The organism is Dietzia maris (assembly GCF_036287335.1).
In the GTDB taxonomy this organism is placed as follows: domain Bacteria; phylum Actinomycetota; class Actinomycetes; order Mycobacteriales; family Mycobacteriaceae; genus Dietzia; species Dietzia cinnamea.
The window spans coordinates 1,140,423-1,159,444 of record NZ_CP143053.1 but is presented as its reverse complement, the minus strand read 5'-3'; the positions used below and the strand labels follow the sequence as shown (position 1 = coordinate 1,159,444).

Annotated in this window: 13 protein-coding genes and 1 tRNA gene; 7 read left to right on the top strand and 7 right to left on the bottom strand. The window is 72.7% G+C overall.

The annotated features are described in order from the left end of the window. Positions 1-5: 5 nt before the first annotated feature. A complete protein-coding gene (locus VYL96_RS05275; RefSeq protein ID WP_007626718.1) occupies positions 6-752 on the top strand; it encodes a TetR/AcrR family transcriptional regulator in 747 nt (248 codons plus the stop codon). Positions 753-835: 83 nt separating this feature from the next. Here VYL96_RS05275 and VYL96_RS05270 read toward each other — a convergent pair whose 3' ends face one another. The 3 genes from VYL96_RS05270 to VYL96_RS05260 all read right to left on the bottom strand — a co-directional run bounded on the left by VYL96_RS05270 (position 836) and on the right by VYL96_RS05260 (position 11,767). After that, on the bottom strand, positions 836-1,399 hold the full coding sequence (locus VYL96_RS05270; RefSeq protein ID WP_131884924.1) for a holo-ACP synthase: 564 nt from the start codon (positions 1,397-1,399) through the stop codon (positions 836-838). After that, positions 1,396-10,845, bottom strand: a complete 9,450-nt coding sequence (locus VYL96_RS05265) for a type I polyketide synthase (protein WP_243699560.1) — start codon at positions 10,843-10,845, stop codon at positions 1,396-1,398. Before VYL96_RS05265 ends, VYL96_RS05270 begins: the two co-directional genes overlap by 4 nt. Positions 10,846-11,203: 358 nt before the next feature. After that, positions 11,204-11,767: a hypothetical protein gene (locus tag VYL96_RS05260; protein ID WP_131884926.1), complete on the bottom strand. Its 564-nt coding sequence runs from the start codon at positions 11,765-11,767 to the stop codon at positions 11,204-11,206. 147 nt (positions 11,768-11,914) lie between these two features. Between VYL96_RS05260 and VYL96_RS05255 the strand changes: the two genes are divergently transcribed. Continuing rightward, a complete protein-coding gene (locus tag VYL96_RS05255; protein WP_131884927.1) occupies positions 11,915-13,588 on the top strand; it encodes a sodium-dependent transporter in 1,674 nt (557 codons plus the stop codon). Positions 13,589-13,591: 3 nt separating this feature from the next. Continuing rightward, on the top strand, positions 13,592-13,732 hold the full coding sequence (locus VYL96_RS05250) for a methionine/alanine import family NSS transporter small subunit (RefSeq protein WP_082767821.1): 141 nt from the start codon (positions 13,592-13,594) through the stop codon (positions 13,730-13,732). Between the two features lie 47 nt (positions 13,733-13,779). On the opposite strand, the gene VYL96_RS05245 is transcribed toward VYL96_RS05250, so the two are convergent. Next, entirely contained in the window at positions 13,780-15,174 is a 1,395-nt protein-coding gene (locus VYL96_RS05245; protein WP_131884928.1) for a glucose-6-phosphate dehydrogenase, read from the bottom strand. 122 nt (positions 15,175-15,296) lie between these two features. On the opposite strand from VYL96_RS05245, the gene VYL96_RS05240 reads away from it, so the two are divergent. Then, the gene (locus VYL96_RS05240; RefSeq protein WP_131884929.1) at positions 15,297-16,136 is read left to right on the top strand and encodes a maleylpyruvate isomerase family mycothiol-dependent enzyme; all 840 of its coding nucleotides are present in this window, start codon (positions 15,297-15,299) and stop codon (positions 16,134-16,136) included. A gap of 14 nt (positions 16,137-16,150) precedes the next feature. Then, positions 16,151-16,720 (top strand): gluconokinase, encoded by a 570-nt coding sequence (locus tag VYL96_RS05235; protein ID WP_131884930.1) that lies wholly within the window; start codon positions 16,151-16,153, stop codon positions 16,718-16,720. 28 nt (positions 16,721-16,748) lie between these two features. Here the strand turns inward: VYL96_RS05235 and VYL96_RS05230 are convergent, their stop codons facing one another. The 3 genes from VYL96_RS05230 to VYL96_RS05220 all read right to left on the bottom strand — a co-directional run bounded on the left by VYL96_RS05230 (position 16,749) and on the right by VYL96_RS05220 (position 18,028). Next, on the bottom strand, positions 16,749-17,273 hold the full coding sequence (locus tag VYL96_RS05230; RefSeq protein ID WP_061229717.1) for a DUF421 domain-containing protein: 525 nt from the start codon (positions 17,271-17,273) through the stop codon (positions 16,749-16,751). Between the two features lie 71 nt (positions 17,274-17,344). Then, positions 17,345-17,899 (bottom strand): CAP domain-containing protein, encoded by a 555-nt coding sequence (locus VYL96_RS05225; protein WP_165001104.1) that lies wholly within the window; start codon positions 17,897-17,899, stop codon positions 17,345-17,347. A 47-nt stretch (positions 17,900-17,946) separates the two neighbouring features. Continuing rightward, positions 17,947-18,028, bottom strand: a tRNA-Leu gene (locus VYL96_RS05220). 59 nt (positions 18,029-18,087) lie between these two features. Here VYL96_RS05220 and VYL96_RS05215 point away from each other — a divergent pair. Then, complete coding sequence (locus VYL96_RS05215) at positions 18,088-18,651, top strand: hypothetical protein (protein WP_131884931.1); 564 nt, start codon at positions 18,088-18,090, stop codon at positions 18,649-18,651. Next, a complete protein-coding gene (locus VYL96_RS05210) occupies positions 18,648-19,022 on the top strand; it encodes a DUF3817 domain-containing protein (protein WP_070722092.1) in 375 nt (124 codons plus the stop codon). Before VYL96_RS05215 ends, VYL96_RS05210 begins: the two co-directional genes overlap by 4 nt.

Here is a 19,022-nt window from a genome sequence, read left to right as displayed (position 1 = left end):
CACCCATGCCGACCGAATCGTCCGAGCGCGCCCACGAGCCGTCACGGGATATCACCGACGAGGCCGTCCAGGACGAACCGAACATCCTCGTCCCCCGCCGCCGACCGATCCAGGAGCGCAGCCGCCGGAAGTTCCAGGCACTCCTGTCGTCGGCCCGGGAAGTGCTGGTCGAGGTCGGCTTCGACTCGTTCACCTGCGAGGAGGTGGCGTCGCGCGCGGGCGTGCCCATCGGGACGCTGTACCAGTTCTTCGCCAACAAGTACGTCCTGGTCTGCGAGCTCGACCGCCAGGACGCGCACGGGGTGATCGAGGAGGTCGAGCGCTTCGCGCAGAAGATCCCCGCGCTGGACTGGCCGGAGCTGCTCAACGACTTCCTCGACCATCTGGCCGACCTGTGGCTCCGGGATCCGTCGCGGCGCGCGGTCTGGCTGGCCACGCAGGCCACTCCCGCCACGCGGGCCACGGCCGCCGTGAACGAGCGCGAGATCGCCCGGATGATCGCCAGCGTCCTCGCGCCGCTCATGCCCGCCACCGAGCGGGAACGCCGCGCGTTCATGGCCGAGGTGTTGGTGCACGTGGCCTACTCGATGCTGAACTTCTCCGTCAGCGCCGGCCCGGTGCCCGGCGGCGAAGCGGGTGACACCGTCGGCTCCGCCGGCGGCGAGGACATGCACGACGCGACCGTCACCGAGCTCAAGCGGATGCTCACCGCCTACCTGTGGCTGGCGGAGAAGGAAGCCCAGGCCGACTGAGGCGGCCCCGCCGCTCCCCCGTCGCCCCGTCCGGCACCGCCGCGCGCCGCGCACCGCGCCGCCACCCGCCCACCGCGGCGCGGCTATCCGCGCGGCGGCCCCTCGAGCACGACGAACGCGATCGCGGAGCCGCCGTCGTGGCTGAGGGAGACGTTCCAGCGCACGTCGTCGCCGAGGGTCGCGGCCACCTGCCGGGCCACCTCTCCCCCGAGACGCACCGTCGGTCGGCCCCACGCGTCGCACACCGTCTCGATCTCGGCCCAGCGCAGCAGGTCGGGCGGGATCGGCGGGGGCGCGCCGTACAGCGCGGCGGACCACGCCTTGATGACGGCCTCCTTCGCGGCCCAGCGGGCGGCGAGGTGGCGCGCCAGTGGGTCCTCGTCGCGGCGAGGCGTCACCGCCCCGGGCGGCGACGACGCCGCGGCGGGAGACGAGGACGCGGGCGACGCTGACGTAGGTGACGACAGTGACGACGACGAGAACCCACCCGCCCGGCCGGCCCCGCGGGCCTCGGCGCGTTCGCGACACTGCCTCCGCTCGGTCGGCGAGAACGCGCGCGTGAGCCGCGTCCCCGGTTCGGCCAGAGACGCGGCGAAGGCGCCGAGGTCGACGATGTCGACCCCGACGCCTCTCACCCCGGTCGTCACCGCCCGGAGCGCTCCGTCCCGGCGACCTCCGCGGCGATCTCCGCGGCGACACCGGCCGACAGCACGCCGTCGGCGTCGACGCGGGCGGCCGGGTCGAGCAGGACCGCGGCCTCGCGCTCCTTGACCTCGTCGCCCGAACCCTCACCGAGGCGACGGGCCTCGGGGCGGGTGTAGAGCGCCTCGCCGCCGTAGATCGCGTCGGTCAGGCGCCGGGCGCCCTCGCGCTCGCGGCGCAGGCCGGCCTCGCGGATGCGCTCGGCCTCGTCCTCGCCGTACGCCGCGGCCACGGCCCGGTGGTAGGCCTCCGGGTGCACCACGGCGATGAGGCCGGAGACGTGGCCGAAGCCCAGCGAGGTGAGCAGACCGGCCTTGAGGGGCAGGTCGCCGCCCAGCTGCAGGGTCTCGCGCAGCCACACCAGGTGCCGGTGGTGGTCCAGGACGTCGTCGACGCAGTCCAGGGAGCGGTTGGGCGGGATGGTGCCCGACCGCAGCATCTGGGTGAGCCCGATGAGCTGGAACGCCGCGGCACCGCCCTTGGCGTGGCCGGTAAGCGTCTTCTGCGACACCACGAACAGCGGGTTGCCCTCGGACCGGCCGATCGCCTCGGCGAGACGCTCGTGCAGGTCCGACTCGTTGGGGTCGTTGGCCTTGGTCGAGGTGTCGTGCTTGCTCACCACGGCCACGTCGTCGGCGGTCAGGCCCAGCTGGGCGAGGCCGCGGGCGAGCGGCGAGCGCTTCCCGCCGCGACCGGCGCCCAGCGCACCCAGCCCGGGGGCCGGGATGGAGGTGTGCGCGCCGTCGGCGTACGAGCCGGCCCAGCCGACCACGCCCAGGACGGGCAGGCCCATGCGGGCCGCGACGTCACCACGGGCGAGCAGGATGGTGCCACCGCCGGCCGACTCGACGAACCCGCCGCGACGGCGGTCGTTGGCCCGGCTGTAGTACCGCTCGTCGATCCCCTTGGCCGCCATGGCCGCGGAGTCGGCGGTGGCGGACATGTCGGCGAAGCCCTGGATGCCCTCGATGGACAGGTCGTCGAACCCGCCGGAGACCACGAACTCGGCCTTGCCGGCGCGGATCTTGTCGAAGCCCTCCTCGACGCTCACCGCGGTGGTGGCGCAGGCCGCCACCGGGTGCACCATCGAGCCGTAGCCGCCGACGTAGGACTGCATGACGTGCGCGGCCACGACGTTGGGCAGCGCCTCCTGCAGCGTGTCGTTGGCGCGGCTGCGGCCGAGGATGCCGTCGATGTACAGCGAGCGCATGCTCGTCATGCCGCCCATGCCGGTGCCCTGCGTGTTGGCGACGTCGGCCGGGTGGACGTGGGCCAGCAGCTCGGCCGGGGTGAACCCCGACGAGATGAAGGCGTCCACGGTGGCCACGAGGTTCCACGCGGCCACCCGGTCGATGCCGGAGACCATGTCCGCGGGGATGCCCCACGCCGTGGGGTCGAACCCGGTCGGGATCTGGCCACCGACCACGCGCGTGAGCATCGTGCGGCGCGGAACGCGGATCTCGGTGCCGGCCTTTCGGGTGACCGTCCACTCCCCGTCCTCGCTCTGCGTGACGACGGTGTTCTCCGGGTCGTCCGAGAGGTAGGCGCGGGCCTGGGCCTCGTCGTCCACGACGAAGGACAGGTCCTCCGGCAGGAACACCGAGGTCAGCTGCGGTGCGGCGTTGTCGAACATCTCGGCGCGGGCGTCATCGGCGTACGTGCGCACGCCCACCCGGGCCAGGACCTCGTCGCGGAACCGCTCGGCGATGTCCGCCTCGTCGATCGCCTCGCCGGTGGCCGTGACGGTCCATCCCGCGCGGGGCGAGTCCTCCCACGTGATCAGGCCCGTCGACCAGGCCAGCTCGACCACGCCGGCGGCGGTGAGGTCGCCGGTGGTCTCCACCTCGAAGCGGGTACGGGCGCTGCCGTAGGGGCCGACCTCGCCGGCGCCCACGATGACGACCATGTCCTCGAGGTCCTGGGTGACCTCACCCCACTCGGGCCGCTCGTCGGCGGCGACCGTCGGCAGCGAGGGCAGCGCGGCGATCGTGCCGGCCGTGTCCTCGGCCGGGGTCGTCGCGGAGGCGGTGGGCCGGTCCGCGGCGAGCGCGGACATGTCCAGGTCGGCCGTGCCTAGCCCGCCCGTGAGGTCCACGGTGACCGGCTTCTCGGCGGCGGCGTCGCGGAACTCCGGTGCGCACCAGCGCAGCAGCTCGGTGGCCATCCCCGCGGTGGACCACGTGGACACGCCCGCGGCCTCGACGGCCTCGACGAGCGGGTCGTTGTGGCCCATGAGGCCGGTGCCCCGGACCCACCCGATGATCGCGTGGACGAACGTCACCCGCTGCGACCAGGCCTTCTCCGAACCCCACTTGGCGATCATGGCGTCGAGGGCGGCCTTGGCCTCGCCGTAGGCGCCGTCGCCGCCGAAGATGCCGCGGTTGGGCGAGCCCGGCAGGACCACGTGCAGGCGGGAGTCGACGTCGGTGTCCGCGCCGATCGCGCCGAGCCCGGCGACGAGCTTCTCCACGCTCCAGAGGAGGACGCGCATCTCCGTCTCGGCCCGCGGGCCGGCGTCGGCCATCGAGCCCTGGACGCGCGGCGCGGCGAACGGGAACAGCAGCGTCGGCGTGAGCGCCGGCTTGAGCACGGTGGTCTGGCCACCGGCCGACTCCGAGTGCTCCGAGCCGACCCACTCGACCAGCGCGTCGACGTCCGAGTAGGAGGTCATGTTGGCGGGCAGGACCCACAGCGCCGCGCCACCGCGGGCGTTGGAGCGGTAGAGGTCCTTGAAGAACGCCAGCTTGCCCTGGTCGAGGCTCGAGGTGGTGGCCACCACGGTGGCGCCACCGGCCAGGAGGCGGCCGGTGACCGCCGCGGCGATGGAGCCCTTTCCGGCGCCGGTGACGACGGCGACGTCGTCCGCGTACTCGCCGACAAACTCCTCCGCCGCGGCCTCCGAGATCTGCCGGAAGGCCGTGGCCAGGGCGTCGCGGCGGGCATCGGTCGCCCGGGCCGCCCACCAGCGGGCCTGCTCGGCGACGATCTCGCCCGCGCCGCGGAAGGCCTCCGCGGCGTCGGCCGGCACGTCCGAGGCGGTCCACAGGCGGGCCAGGTCCTCGCGGGCCGAGGCCCAGCGGTCGTCCAGCAGGACGGCGCGGTTGGCGTCGAAGGCCGGGGCCACCACGCGGCGCCAGTCGGAGCCCAGCTCGGCGGCCACGAGGTCGGCGAGCTCGGAATCCGGATCGGCGTCGGCCAGCAGGTCGACGGCCTCCGGCTCGAGGTGCCCGAGCCGGGTGAGCAGGCCGCGCGCGGCCTCCGCCAGGACGCCGTCGCGGCCGGTGAGCTCGTCGGCGAACTCGGTCAGCGCGGCGGAGTCGACGACCCCGCCTCCGCCGGCGCCCGAGGAGGGCATGGCCACGGACACACCGTGGGCGGCGCCGACCGCCTGCACGGCCGCGTCGATGAGCGCGTCCAGGCCGGCGACGTCCTTGACGCCCGAGGCGTCGAGGGTCGCGAGGTCGCCACCGCGGATCGAGGCGCCGTCGCGGGTGCCCAGCGCGATCTCGGCGGTCACGTGGTGGGCCCAGCCGGCGCCGAGCTCCCACGCGCCGGTCACGCGCTCGGTGATGTACGCCGGGCGCTTGCCGCTGCGGCCCAGGACCGCGCGCAGGGCCTCCCCGACCGCGTCCGACAGGACGGGGCCGAAGGGGGCGTAGCCGCGGGCCAGGCGCGAGACCTGGTCGGCCAGGGTCGGGAAGTCCGCCTCGGCGGCGCCGTCGATGGCGCCCAGGCTCAGCTCGGTGCCCAGGTCGAGCAGCAGCTGGTTCCGGCGCGAGGACACGCCGTCGCACAGCGTCTCGATGGAGTCGCCGGCGGCGATCTGCTCGGGGCGGACCTTGGTGCGCAGCGCCACCAGCATGCGGGTGGCGGCGGGTGCGCCGAACTCCAGGTCGTCCGGGCGGGGAGCGCCGGGGGCGGCGGCAGGCGCAGCTGCCGGTTCGGATCGGTCCGCACCGGCCGTGCCGGGGGTGTTGACGGCCGGTGCGGGGTCTGTGGGGGCCGCCTGACCGGCGGCCGGGGTGGAGGCGGAACCGGTGCCGGTGTCCGTCTCGTCGTCGTCGACCTCCACGCTGGGCGGCAGGGTGCCGTACAGCGTCGCCGAGTCGCGCTCGACGTTGATCACCTGGGCGCGCGGCCCGCGGTGGGTGGGCAGGTCGAGGGTCTTGGAGGCGAGGTTCGCGACGGTCGGGGCGTTGGCCACACCGACCTCGATGAACTGCTCGACGCCGAGTCCGCCACGCTCGATCGGCGTGAACAGCAGCTCCTGCGTCTCGATCCAGCGGACCGGGCTCGCGAACTGCCAGGCCAGCAGCTCGACGAGCAGCAGGCGGCCCAGTCGCGTGGGCGTGGCGGCCCAGGCGTCCCAGTTCGCGAGGACGTCGTCCAGGGCCTCCGCCGGCACGAGGTCGGCGATCTCCTGCACGAAGTCGCGCTCGAGGCTGAACAGGCGCGGCACGAGGTTCGGGATGTAGCGGCCGACGAGCACCGAGATGTCCACGTCCTCGGGGATCAGCGCGTCGAGGGTGGCCCGGAAGTCCGGGACGCCGCCGCGCAGCACCGTGGAGTGGAACGGCACGTCGATGCCGGGCACCAGGATGAAGGCGTTCTTGCCGCCCGAGCGCTCGAGCTCCCGGTTCACCGCCTTCTCCAGCGCGGCGCAGCCGGCGACCGTGCCGGCCAGCGCGTACTGCGAGCCCGCCAGATTGTAGTTGACGATCTCGATGAACTCGCCGGACTCGCGGGCCACGTCGGCGACCCACTGCGCGATGTCCTCGTCCGAGATGCCCATCTGCGACGGGCGGATGGCGGCCATGCGGTAGTCCGACCGCCCCTGCGCGTCACGCGGGACCAGCTGGTGCATGGTCGAGCCACGCTGGAACACGATCTCCAGCAGCGGCTCGAGCTCGAGCACGCCGGAGATGGCGGCCAGGGCGTCGTACTCGCCGATCGAGTGGCCGGCGAAGTAGGCGCCGTCGACGAGCAGGCCGTCGGCCTCGAGTTCGGCGCGCTGGGCGACCGCGAGGCACGCCATCGCGACCTGGGTGAACTGGGTCAGGTAGAGCACGCCGTCGGGATGCCGGTGGACCTCGCCGCGGACGGTGACCTCGGTCGGGTTGTCGCGGACGAGCGCCAGGATCGAGAAGCCCAGGGCCTCACGGGTGTGCTTGTCGGCGCGGTCCCAGATCTCGCGGGCGGCGGGGCAGCGGGTGCGCCCCTCCATGCCCATCCCCTTTGCCTGGATGCCCTGTCCGGGGAACGCGTAGACGGTGCGCGGGGCCTCGGTGAGCGCGGTCGCGGCCATGACGGTGGCGCCGTCGACCGTGCACGTGACCTCGAGGACCTGGCCGCCGGCGTGGCGGCCGGTCTGCACGGCGCGGACGGTGATGTGGTCGCCCGGGCGGACCGGCGCGAGCATGCGGGCGGTCCAGCCGGCGATCCGCAGCGCGGGGGTCTTGCCGTCCGAGGCCTGCACGGCGTGCTGCGCGGCGGCCGAGAGCCACATGCCGTGGACGATCACGCCGCCCAGCCCGGCCAACTCGGCCGCGGTGTCGGAGACGTGGATCGGGTTGTGGTCGCCGGAGACCAGCGCGAACGCGGTCATGTCGTGCGGGGCCGTGAGCGTGGCGGACACGCGCTGCTGGCGCGTGGTCTCCGCGGGCTCGACGACGCCACCGGACGGGGTGACCAGCGCGCCACCGGCCGGGCGGGGATCGCCGACCTCGGCGCCGCCGGTGCGGCCACGGATGGCGAAGCGCTCCGACAGGGTGCACAGCGGGGTGCGGGAGCCGTCACGCGCCTCCGTGGCCACCTCGACCGACACCTCGACGACGCGGCCGAGGTCGGTGTCGCGGACACCGCCGGACCGGGCGACGACGACGAGGTCGGTCGTCTCCTGCGGCAGCGCCGCGTGCATGCGGACGCCGTGGTCCAGGTGGACCAGATCGAGCAGCCCCTCGACGACCGTGCCGGTGCCGCGCGGGCGACGCGTCTGGCCGAGCACGGCGAAGACGGTCGGCCAGGCGGCGCCCACGAGGGCGTCCGGGACGCCGACGGACGGCACGAGCGAGGTGGGCAGGCTGCCGGCGGTGACGCCCGTGTGGTCCGTGGCCAGGGTCGGCTCGAACGTGAACCGCGCGGTGGCGACGCCGTCGGTGACCTCGGGCAGCGCGTCGATCCGGGTGCCGCCCGCTCCTCCGCGGCCGACGCCGGCGGCGGTGGCCAGCAGGGTGCGCATGGCGGACTCCGCGGCGTCATCGGTGACGACGGGCGCGGCACCGGTGGCCACGGCGTCGCCCACGGTGAGGGTGATGGTCATCTCGGCCGGGCCGATCGGCAGCGTCAGGTCGACCGTCTGCCCGTCCGTGTCCGGGGTGAGGACGGCGCCGGAGACCGGGTGGCGACCGATGCCGTCGGCGTCGATCTCCCACGCTTGCAGGACGCCCAGGCGGTGGACGGGGTTCACGACGAGCCGGCCGGCCCAGGTGACGTCGGGGCTGTTGAGCACGTCGGCGACGGGGCCGGTGGCGGTGGTGACGACGCCGCGGCGGCGGCTCGACACGGCCTCGGTGGCGGGGAGGTAGCCACGGACCCGGTCCGCGGTGGCGGCCTCGAAACGGTCGAGGAGCTCACCGACCGGCTCGTCGACGCGGGTGATGCCGGCCACGGCGGTGGTCCCGGGGATCACGCACACGGCGTCGGCGTCGTAGCGCGGGTCGTGGGCCTGCCACAGCGAGTCCGAACGCCACCAGCGGCGGACGTCGGCGTCGACGACGGGGACGAACGGCACGGGCTTGCCGGGCATGCGACAGATGTCGAGGAACTCGGCGGCGTCGGCCGGGTGCAGCACGGCGCTCGCGAGCTCGGGGTAGCGGGCGGCGAGGGCGTCGATCACCTCGGCCGGGCGCTCCATGGACTCCACGCGCGGGTACGCGGAGCGGATGCGGCCGCTGTCGGCGGCGTCGAGGCGGGCCTCGGTGCGCTGGACCATGCGGTGGAAGCGCTCGCGGATGGTCGGGTCGAGCCACACGGAACGGGTGCCGTCGGCGACGGCGGCGGCGAAGTCGCCACCCACGTCGAACGAGTCGTCGCCCCCGGCGACCGACCCGCCGGCGCCGGCGCCGGACGCGAGCGAGAGCTCGACGAAGCGACGCAGCCACTGCTCGTAGGTCATGGAGTCGAGGTCGCCGAAGTAGGGCTTGGCGGTGCCGTTGATGGCCGCGATGATCTCGTCGCGGCGGGCGGCCACGGCCTCGGCGTCGCCGGCCACCTCGTCGAGGAGGCGTCCGGTGCGCGCGGCGGTGTTGTCGATCTCGTGGATGTCCGCGCCGAGCTGGCTACGGCCGGAGGCCATGCCTCCCTCGGCCTGGCCCGCGCCCACCCAGGCGTCGACGCCGGTGGTGTCCACGAGCAGCTGCTTGACCTGGGGGCTGGTGGTGGCCTCGAGGGTCGCCATGGCGGCGGTGCCCACGAGGATGCCGTCGACCGGCATGGCCGGGTAGCCGTGAGCATTGGCCCACGAGCCGGTGAGGTAGTCGGCGGCCCGCTCGGGGGTGCCGATGCCGCCGCCGACGCACAGGACGACGTTGGGGCGCTCGCGCAGCTCGCCGTAGGTCGACAGCAGGAGGGCGTCGAGGTCCTCCCACGAGTGGTGGCCGCCGGCGCGCCCTCCCTCGACCTGGACGATGACGGGCATGTGCGGGACCTCGGCGGCGATCCGCACGACCTGGCGGATCTGCGCGACGGTGCCGGGCTTGAAGCTGACGTACCGCAGGCCCGCCTCGGTCAGCTCCTCGATGAGGGCCACCGACTCGTCGAGCTCGGGGATCCCCGCGGTGACGATCACGCCGTCGAAGGGGATGCCCGCGGCCCGAGCCCGCTGGACGAGGCGCTTGCCGCCGACCTGCATCTTCCACAGGTACGGGTCGAGGAACAGGGAGTTGAACTGGGCGCTGCGGCCGGGCTCGAGCAACTCGGCCAGACGGCGGGTGTTCTCGGCGAAGATCGCCTCGGAGACCTGACCGCCGCCGGCGAGCTCGGCCCAGTGGCCGGCGTTGGCCGCCGCCGCGACGATCTGCGGGTCCACGGTGGTGGGCGTCATGCCGGCCAGCAGGATCGGCGAGCGCCCGGTGAGGCGGGTGAACGACGTCTCCACGTGGACGCTGCCGTCGGGCAGCGTGATGAGCTGCGGCTGGAACGCCGTCCACGGCCGCTCGATGGGCGGCGTGGCGCCCGGGGTGAACAGGTTGCGCAGGCCCCCGCGGGTGGCCGCGGCGACCACGCCGACGCCCTGACCGCGGACCACGGACCGGTTGAGGCGGGTCAGCGCCTCGCCGGGGCCCATGTCGAGGACCCACTGGGCACCGGAGTGCAGGGCCTCGGCCATCTCCTCGACCCAGTCGACCGGCTCGATGAAGACCTGGCGCGCCAGGTGGACGGCGCGCTCGACGTCCAGATCGCAGGCGCGGGCCCAGCGGGAGACGATCTCGACCGCCGGCGCCATCGCCGGGTGGTGGAATCCGACCTCCACGTCGAGCGGGTCGAAGACGGGGGCGAAGACCTCGCCGCCGGTGAGCTTTGCCTCGCGACGACGACGCGACTCGGCCTCGAGGTCGGCGCAGTGACGACGCAGGTCCTCGAGGTCGTCCGGTCGGCCGACCACGACGTGGCGGCGCTGCGCGTTGCGGATGGAGACCGACGGGCGGATCGACGCGTCGACGTCCGAGAACAGCTCGTCGACCAGCGATCGCAGGGCCTCGCCGTCGATCCCGGACACCCCGACCATGGGGCTGGCCTGGCCACGGCGGAACAGACCCACGCGCCGCCCGACCAGGGTGGCGGCGGCGCCGATGAGCTCGGCGACGGCCAGCAGCCGGTCGTCGATGGACCCGAAGGTCTCCACCGACTCCACGGCCAGCACGCCCTGGGAGTGTCCGACCACGGCCGCCGGGGCGGTGTCGTTGACGTCGAAGCCCTCGGCCGCGAGGGCGCGCAGTGCACCCATCTGGGTGAGCAGGACCGCGGGGAGGGAGACCGCGGCGGCCGACAGGGAGGCGTCGTCGGGCAGGTCAGCCGCGTCCTCGTCCTCGCCGGTGGTGGTGTTGGCCCACTCGATGGGCCGGAAGCCGTGGGTCCGCACGACCGCGATCTCGTCATGGACGGGCTCGGTGAGGGCGACGGAGGCGTCGACGAGGTCCTGGAGCTCCGGCCCGATCCCCGTGCCGTCGATGAGATCGCTGAGCGCGTCGCGCCAGGCGATCCCCTGCCCGCCGAAGGCGAGCGCATAGGCCGTACCCTCACGGAGTTCGTCCGCGAGGGCGCGGGCGGCGCTACGGGCCGCGAACCCGGTCTCGATCGGGCGGGGGGTGAGGTCGCGGTCGTCGATCGTCACGTGTGGAACTCCTTGGCACTGCGTCAGGGACATCGCCGGAATCGGTGACCGGTTTCGGCGCAGCGCACAGATTGCCACACAAAGTTGAGGGGCCCCTCAGATTGCGGGGGTACGACCGACCGAATCGCGGGTCAGCCGTCGGTCGGCGGCGGTGATGCCCGCCACAAAAAGACATGACGCGCGCCTCATATCTACAGGTGAGGCCACCCTCAGGTTCTGCGTTTGCGCGGTTATCGAATTGTTACATCTTTTCAGGGACTCTCGGGCTACCAGGGCGTGTCGTCCAGCCCATACGGGTGTGCTGCCGACGCGCCCGCGACCCGGTACGGGACGACGCGTCGCCACTGCCGTGCCGCGATCAGGCGCCGCAGCGCAGCTCCTCCATGGCCCGCGCGTCCAACCCTTCGGCAGCGCACAGATCGGCGGCCAACCGGCGCGGCCCGGACGACCACTCGACGTGGGCGGCCCGCGCGGCCCGCCCGAACGACACGGTGACCAGGCCACCGATACCGGGCGTCTCGTCCGGCGCGAGCGCCCCCTCCCCCACCCGGTCGATCGCCACGACCTCGGCGACGGTCGCTGCCCCGGGCGCGGGGATCAGCCGCAGCTGCACGAGGTGACCGTCGAACGCCCCCATCCAAACGGCGAACGTACCGGTGCCGTCCGGCCGGAGCTCAAGCGTGCGCCCGTGCGAGAACCACCGGCCGGTCTCGCGCACGACGTCCGTGGGCGTCAGGACGGCCGGGGGCGGTACGGACGCGGCCACCGGTTCGACGGGCGCCACCACGGTCGGAACCGCCGGCCCGCCCGGCGCGAGCGTCCGCGGGGAGGCGGCGACGAAGCCCGCGCCGGCGGTGAGCGTCACGAGCGCCGCGGCGACGAGCAGCCGATTCGCGGTCCGCCCTCCTAATTGGTGCCTCATGGGATTACCCTAATCACACCAGCCACGTGACCGAGTACCCGACTTGCGTCGATTCGATCACCAAATGGCAACCGTCCGACTAGAAGTAGGGGACTCGGAGCACGGCTCAGACCTGAACCCGCCCGCTCCCCCGCTGAGGAGGAATCCATGTCCACACCCGCCGCCACGGGCGGTACCAGGAGACGCGAGGCCTTCTCGGGGCGCTCCGTCTTCGTGTTCGCCGCCATCGGCTCCGCCGTCGGCCTCGGCAACATCTGGCGTTTCCCCTTCGTCGCCTACGACAACGGCGGCGGCGCGTTCCTCATCCCGTATCTGGTCGCGCTGCTCTCCGCCGGTATCCCCCTGCTGTTCTTCGACTACGCCATCGGCCACCGGTTCCGCGGCTCCGCTCCCCTGAGTTTCCGCCGCATGAACCGTTTCGCCGAGCCGATCGGTTGGATCCAGGTGTTGGTGTCCTTCGTGATCGCCGTCTACTACGCGGTGATCCTCGCGTGGGCGGCCTGCTACGCCTGGTTCTCCGTCGACGGCCGCTGGGGCGAGACCTATGAGGAAACCGCCACCTTCTTCTCGGAGGACTTCCTCCGCGCCGGGTCCGGCTTCGGCCTGGACTTCGTGCCGCTCATCACGGGCGTGTTGGTCGTTGTATGGCTGTTCACTCTCGGCGTCCTCATCGCGGGAGTTCAGAAGGGCATCGGCCGGACCGCTCAGATCTTCATCCCGCTGTTGATCGTCTTGTTCGCGGCCCTGGTCATCCGGTCCCTGTTCCTCGAGGGGGCCGCCGACGGCCTCAACAACTTCTTCACGCCCGACTGGGGCGTGCTGACCGACCCCGGTGTGTGGATCGCCGCCTACGGGCAGATCTTCTTCTCCCTGTCGGTGGGCTTCGGCATCATGCTGACCTACTCGTCGTACCTCAAGCGCCGGTCGAACCTCACCAGCTCGGGTCTCGTGGTGGGCTTCTCCAACTCCGCGTTCGAGGTCCTGGCCGGTATCGGCGTCTTCGCCACCCTCGGCTTCCTGGTCTCCTCCGCCGCGGGTGCGGGTTGGGACGATGTCAGCGGCGGGCCGGGCCTGGCGTTCATCGCCTTCCCCGCGCTCATCTCACAGATGCCCGGCGGGCCCATCTGGGGCGTCGTGTTCTTCGCGTGCCTCATCCTCGCCGGCCTCACGTCGATGATCTCGATCGTCGAGGTGGTCATCTCCTCCTTCCAGGATAAGGTCGGCGTCTCCCGCACCACCGCAACGTTGGCGATCGGCGGCCCGATGGCCATCGTGTCGATCCTGCTCATGCCCACCGAGACGGGCCTGCAGAACCTCGACATCCTGGACAAGTTCGCCAACAGCATCGGCATCGTGGGCATCGCGCTCATCGCCCTCATCGTGGTGATGTTCGCGCTGCGCCTGGGTCCCACCCTGCGCGACCACCTCAACTCGGTCTCTTCGTTCAAGGTCGGCCCCATCTGGATCGTGTGCATGGCGGTCGTCACCCCGCTCGTCTTGGCGTACGCGCTGTTCGGCGAGATCCGCAGCCTGGTCTCGGAGCCGTACGAGGGCTACGACGCCGCCGTACTCGGCGTCTGGGGCTGGGGCATGATCGCCGCGATCCTGGTGCTGTCGGTGATCCTGTCCCTGCTGCCCTGGCGCGGGGCCCGTCACCTCGACGGCCCGCCGGCGACGGACGACGATCCAAGCGACGCCTTCTACGAGGACCAGTTCGACGCGTCGGGCTCCCCCGTCCGGGCCGACGCGGCCAGCGCGACCCGCACGGCCGGCACCGGTACGCGCGGCAACCGTACCGAGACCACCCGAAACGAGGGCTGAACCATGGACACCGCAGCGATCATCATGATGGTGCTGTTCCTGCTCGTCATCTGGGGAGGCCTGGCACTGAGCATCGCGCACTTCGTCCGGCAGCCCGACGACATGACGGAGGAGAACGCCGCGCGCACGGCGCGGAAGGTCTGACTCCCGGTCATCGACCGTAGGCCCCGGTTCCACAGCGGAACCGGGGCCTACGTCGTCCCGGGGTTCCCCTCGACCGGGCCGTCCGAGCCCGCCTCGTACTCCTCCATTGGGACCGCGCCGGACTCCCAGGCCTCGATCACCGGGGTGAGGATCCGCCAGCACTCCTCGGCGACGTCGCCGCGGACGGTGAGGAGCCGGTCCCCGTCGAGGATCCGCCCGAGGACCTCCCCGTACGGGAGCAGGTCGCTGTCGCCGAGCTCGGTGTCGAGGCGGGAGTCCTCGAGCGCGAGACTGTCGCCGGAGGCGCTGGTCGCCAGGTCGAGTGCCACCCGGCCGGGCGCGATGCCCATCGTGAGCCGGCTCGGCGGGGCCCCGCCCGCGAACGCCTCCGGAACGTGTGGCGGCGGCCGGAACGTCACCGTCACCCGCATCGAGTCCTCACCCAGTGCCTTGCCTGACCGGAGCCGCACGGGCACTCCCGCCCAGCGCTGGTTCCGGACCTCGAGCACCACCTCGGCGAGCGTCTCGGTCCCCCGCGACGGATCGACGCCCTCCTCGTCGGTGTAGGCGACGACGTCACGGCCGCCCGCCCTGCCGGCCGTGTAGCGGGCGCGACGAGAGCACGCGGACGGGTCGTCCCGCCACACGTGGGTGGACCGGAGGGTGGTGGCGAGCAGGTCGTGCAGTTCGGTGGCGTCGAGTCGCGCGGGCGCCTCCATGGTGACCAGCGCCGTCATGAGCAACAGGTGCGACTGGAGCATGTCGACCAGCGCACCGGTCGAGTCGTAGTAGCCGGCACGGCCCTCAAGGGCGAGGGTCTCGTCGGCCACGACGTCGATGCGCTCGACGTGCTCGGCTGTCCACACGGGTTCCAGGACCCGGTTACCGAACCGCATTCCGAGGATGTTGAGGACGTTCGCGTCGCCGAGGAAGTGGTCGACGCGGTGGACGCGGTCCTCCGGGACGAGGTCGAGGAGCAGCGCGTTGAGGTCGCGGGCCGAGGCGAGGTCGGTGCCGAACGGCTTCTCGACCGCGAACCGTACGTCGTCGCGGAGTGGGCGGCCGCGCAGTCCCTCGCACGCCGTGGCGGTGACGGCCGGGGGCAGGGCGAAGTACAGCACCATCGGGCCGTCGAGCCCGTCGATGAAGTCGGCGAACGCGTCGGCGTCCGTGACGTCCAGGGCGACGAAGCGAGTCGTCGCCGCGATCCGGTCGGCCTGGTCCGGTCCGCAGCCGCCCTCGCGCAGCGCTGACCGGACGAGTCCGCGCCACTCGTCGTCGTCCATACCGGATCGGCCGGAGCCGACGACGGTGACGTCCCGCCCGGGGTCGCGCGCCAGGAGCGAACCCAGGCCGGGGAGCAGGAGGCGCTCGGTGAGATCACCCCCGGCCCCCAGGATCGCCAGGGTGGGGCGGTCGTTCTGTGACGTGGTGGTCGGCATGCGGTCGGGCCTCCGGGCGGGTCGTCGCCCGGCGGCTCGGTCCGGGCACTACTCGGCTGCTCGCCCGACGCTACCCGCGCGATCGTCCACCGGCCGGGCGCGACGCCAGTAGCCTCGGCGGCATGGACAGCGAGTCGAGCGACACGGCACCCGTCGAGGTGCGCCACCTGGTGCAGCAGTGGAAGCGCCTCGACGAGGTGCTGGCAGGTCTGAAGAAGGACGACTGGACGGCGGCGACCGCGCTGCCGGGATGGACCGTGCGCGACATCGTGGCGCACATCGCCGGCACCGAGCACATGCTCGCCGGCGAGCCGGTCCCGGACATCGAGTTGCCGGAGTCGGCGCGCGAGCACGTCCGCAACCCGATCGGCGAGCTCAACGAGAAGTTCGTCCAGGAGGCCCGGTCGCTCGCGGTCGAGGACGCGTTCGCCGATTTCCGGGAGGTCGTCGCCGAGCGCACGGAACAGCTCGCGGAGCTGTCCGCCGCGGACCTCGAGGCGGAGACGGACTCCCCCGTCGGTCGCGTGCCGTACCGCCGCTTCATGGGGGTGCGGGTCTTCGACTGCTGGGTCCACGAGGACGACATCCGGCAGGCGCTCGGCATGAAGCACCATCTCGGCGGTGACACCGGGCGGTTCGCCGTCGAGGAGATCGTGCGGGCCCTGCCGCGCATCGTCGGGAAGGGCGCCGGCGCCCCCGACGGGTCGCGTGTCCGGTTCCGCGTCGTCGGTGAGGACGACGCGGATCTGCCGCTGGCCACCGACGTCGTCGTCGACGGACGCGCGCGGCTCGCCGACGTGGACGACGCCGCGCGGCCCACCGTCGAGCTGGTCTTCGACACGGCGACCTTCGTGCGCGCGACGACCGGCCGCATCACCGCCGAGCCGGGTCACGGCGTGGAGGTCACCGGGGACGAGGATCTCGGCCGGGCGATCCTCGGATCGTTGGCCTTCACCATCTGAGCCCTCGGGAGGTGGTGACGACGACGAGGAGCTCGGCAGCCGACGAGCCGGGGCACGCGCCCGGTCCGCACATCGTCGTCATGGGGGTCTCCGGCGCCGGGAAGTCGACGGTCGCCCGGGCTATCGCCGAACGGGCGGGTGCGGAGCTGGTGGATGCCGACGACCTGCATCCCCCTCGCAACATCCGGAAGCTGGCGGCCGGGGAACCCCTCGCCGACGACGACCGCTGGCCGTGGCTGGAGGCGGTCCGCGACCGCATGAGGGACCACGACCACCCGCGCGGGTCGGAGGCGCCGGGGCCCGACCGCGGCCTCGTCGTCGCGTGCTCGGCGCTGCGCCGCGCCTATCGCGATGTGTTGCGCGACGTTCGCCGCCCGGTGTTCTTCGTCGAGCTCGGCACCGATCCGGAACTCATCGCCGCCCGTCTCGCCGCCCGCCGCGGCCACTTCGCATCCGATCGGATCCTTGAGTCGCAGGTGCTCACGCTGGAGCCGCTCGCGGCCGACGAGTACGGGATGCTCTGCCCGATCTCGCGGCCGGCGGACGAGATCGCCGAGGACGTGCTGGCCGCGCTGTCGGGATGAGGCGGCGGTCAGCCGGGCTCGGCCGCCGTCAGCCCCGGTGCTGCCGCGCCCACCCCGGGACGTCCTCGAGGACGGATCCGTCGCCCAGCGACGACCCGGTGATGACACTCATGCTGCCGTCGTTCTCGAGGATGACGGCCGCGACGTCGCCCAGGTCGCCGACGCCGGAGGAGCGGATGGTCTGGCGGATGTCGGCGTGGGTGAGGCGGTGGCGGGCGATCTGGTCGTCGAGGAAGACGCCGTCGCGCACGAGCAGCGTCGGGTCGGCGGTGAGGACGGCCCGCCCGGCCCGCGACCTCCTCAGCCGCGAGACGGCGTACTGCAGGACGACGAGCAACGCCATCGCGATCGCGCCCTCGGTCCAGGACACGTCGGAGCTGAGGATGATGGTCGCGAGCGTGGAACCGAGCGCGACGGTGACGACGAAGTCGAAGGCGTTGAGCTGCGTCAGGGTGCGCTTGCCGAATACCCGCACCACCAGCACGAGGAACGCGTAGGCGGCGGCGCCGACGAGCAGGACGCGGAGAACGTCAGGCCAGTTGTCGAACCACATGCCCGCACCGTACCGACGAGCCGGCGCCGACGAGCCCCCGTGCCGACGAGCCCCCGTGCTGGCGGCCCGGGCTACCTCTCCGCCATCGGGGTGGCGAAGTGCTGGACGTAGAGATGCGCCTCCGGCAGGCCCTGGTAGGCGGCGGTCCGCATGCAGACACCCACGCGGGTGAAGTCCGGGTCGAGGATGTTCTCCCTGTGGCCCGGGCTCTGCATCCACTGGGCGACCGGGTCGGGCCCGCCGGTGGACGAATAGAAGAGGTTCTCCGCTGCCCTGTGGTAATCGACGCCGGCCTCGCGGATGAACGTGCCCGGGCCGCCGCTGCCGTCAGGCGCGTGATGCGCCCAGTAGTCCCTCGCGATCATGTCGTCGGCCTTCGCACAGGCACTGTCGCGGAGCTTCTCGCTCGCGTCCAGTGCCGGGAGCCCGTTCTCGCTGCGCTGCGCGTTCGTCCGCTCCTCCACCGGGGACGGTTCCGCCGGAGGCTCGAGCGGCGCCGCGCCACGGGGGTCCGTCCACGGGAGTCCCCCGTTCACCGCGAGATCCGACTCCGCGCAGCCACTCATCACCGACGCCACCAGGATCACCGACGCGACCGCCGCCCTCGCGACTGTCCGGTTGCTCATCCTCATCACCCGACATCCTGATCACCCGGTCCGAGTGGAGAGACCTGTGCGCCCGGGGAGACTTGAACTCCCACGTCCGTAGACACTGGAACCTAAATCCAGCGCGTCTGCCAATTCCGCCACGGGCGCGTCACCCGGGGGTACCGGGCGAGATGAGCTTACCGCGTGGTCAGCGGTACCGTGGAGGCGTGTCCGACACCCTGAGTTCCCGAGCGACCGGAGACGAGGCCGCGTCCGCGGATCCGGCGCCGTCCTCGGTCAAGCACCGTCCGGCGTGGATCGCGTTCGTCGTCCTCGGCGCGATCGTGTGCATCGGGATGGGCCTGTGGCAGCTCGCCCGCTACCAGGAGGCCAGCGGCACCGTCCAGAACCTCGGGTACACGTTCATGTGGCCGTTCCTCGGGGGCTTCCTCATCTACGCGTACCTCAAGTACGTCCGGATGGAGGCCGCCGAGGACGACTGGGCCTCCGCCTCGGACAGTGCCGTCGGTGCGCGGGGTACCGAGGACGATGACGACGACGAGGCCGACCCCCGCGCGGCGGACCTGCCGGCCGCCGGGAAGAACGGGTCGGGCCGGGACCGCTTCGGCGTCCTGACGGAGATCCCCTCCGACCTGCTCCCGACCCGTCGTCCCGCCGCGGACGCCCGGGCCCGTGACGAGGGCCTGGACGCGTACAACGCCTATCTCGCCGAGCTGGCCCGGAAGGATCGGGCGGCCGGCGGCAACCACCAGGAGAGATCCGCTTCATGACCGCCGCAACCACGCCGCAGACCGACAACCGCAGGCCGGACCCGGGTGGGAAGGTCGCCGGTGCGCTCAAGCGTTACCGCGTGCTCGCCTGGATCACCGGTGTGTGGCTGCTCGTGCTCACCGTGGAGATGATCTACAAGTACCTCATCCTGGCCGACTCCTCGGACGCGCCCGAGTGGTTCACCTACATCGGTCAGGCGCACGGCGTCTTCTACATCCTGTACCTGTTCATGACCCTGGATCTGGCGATCAAGGCCCGCTGGCCCGCGACGCGCACGCTGCTCACCGCGCTTGCAGGGACGATCCCGTTCCTGTCGTTCTGGTTCGAGCACAAGCGGACCCGCGACGTCCACGCCGAGTACGCGATCTGA

Excerpts from the sequence above, each read along its gene's own strand:
- VYL96_RS05275 (WP_007626718.1), top strand. The coding sequence starts at position 6 with ATGCCGACCGAATCGTCCGAGCGCGCCCACGAGCCGTCACGGGATATC.
- VYL96_RS05260 (WP_131884926.1), bottom strand. The coding sequence starts at position 11,767 with ATGAGGCACCAATTAGGAGGGCGGACCGCGAATCGGCTGCTCGTCGCC.
- VYL96_RS05255 (WP_131884927.1), top strand. The coding sequence starts at position 11,915 with ATGTCCACACCCGCCGCCACGGGCGGTACCAGGAGACGCGAGGCCTTC.
- VYL96_RS05250 (WP_082767821.1), top strand. The coding sequence starts at position 13,592 with ATGGACACCGCAGCGATCATCATGATGGTGCTGTTCCTGCTCGTCATC.
- VYL96_RS05245 (WP_131884928.1), bottom strand. The coding sequence starts at position 15,174 with ATGCCGACCACCACGTCACAGAACGACCGCCCCACCCTGGCGATCCTG.
- VYL96_RS05240 (WP_131884929.1), top strand. The coding sequence starts at position 15,297 with ATGGACAGCGAGTCGAGCGACACGGCACCCGTCGAGGTGCGCCACCTG.
- VYL96_RS05230 (WP_061229717.1), bottom strand. The coding sequence starts at position 17,273 with ATGTGGTTCGACAACTGGCCTGACGTTCTCCGCGTCCTGCTCGTCGGC.
- VYL96_RS05225 (WP_165001104.1), bottom strand. The coding sequence starts at position 17,899 with ATGAGCAACCGGACAGTCGCGAGGGCGGCGGTCGCGTCGGTGATCCTG.
- VYL96_RS05210 (WP_070722092.1), top strand. The coding sequence starts at position 18,648 with ATGACCGCCGCAACCACGCCGCAGACCGACAACCGCAGGCCGGACCCG.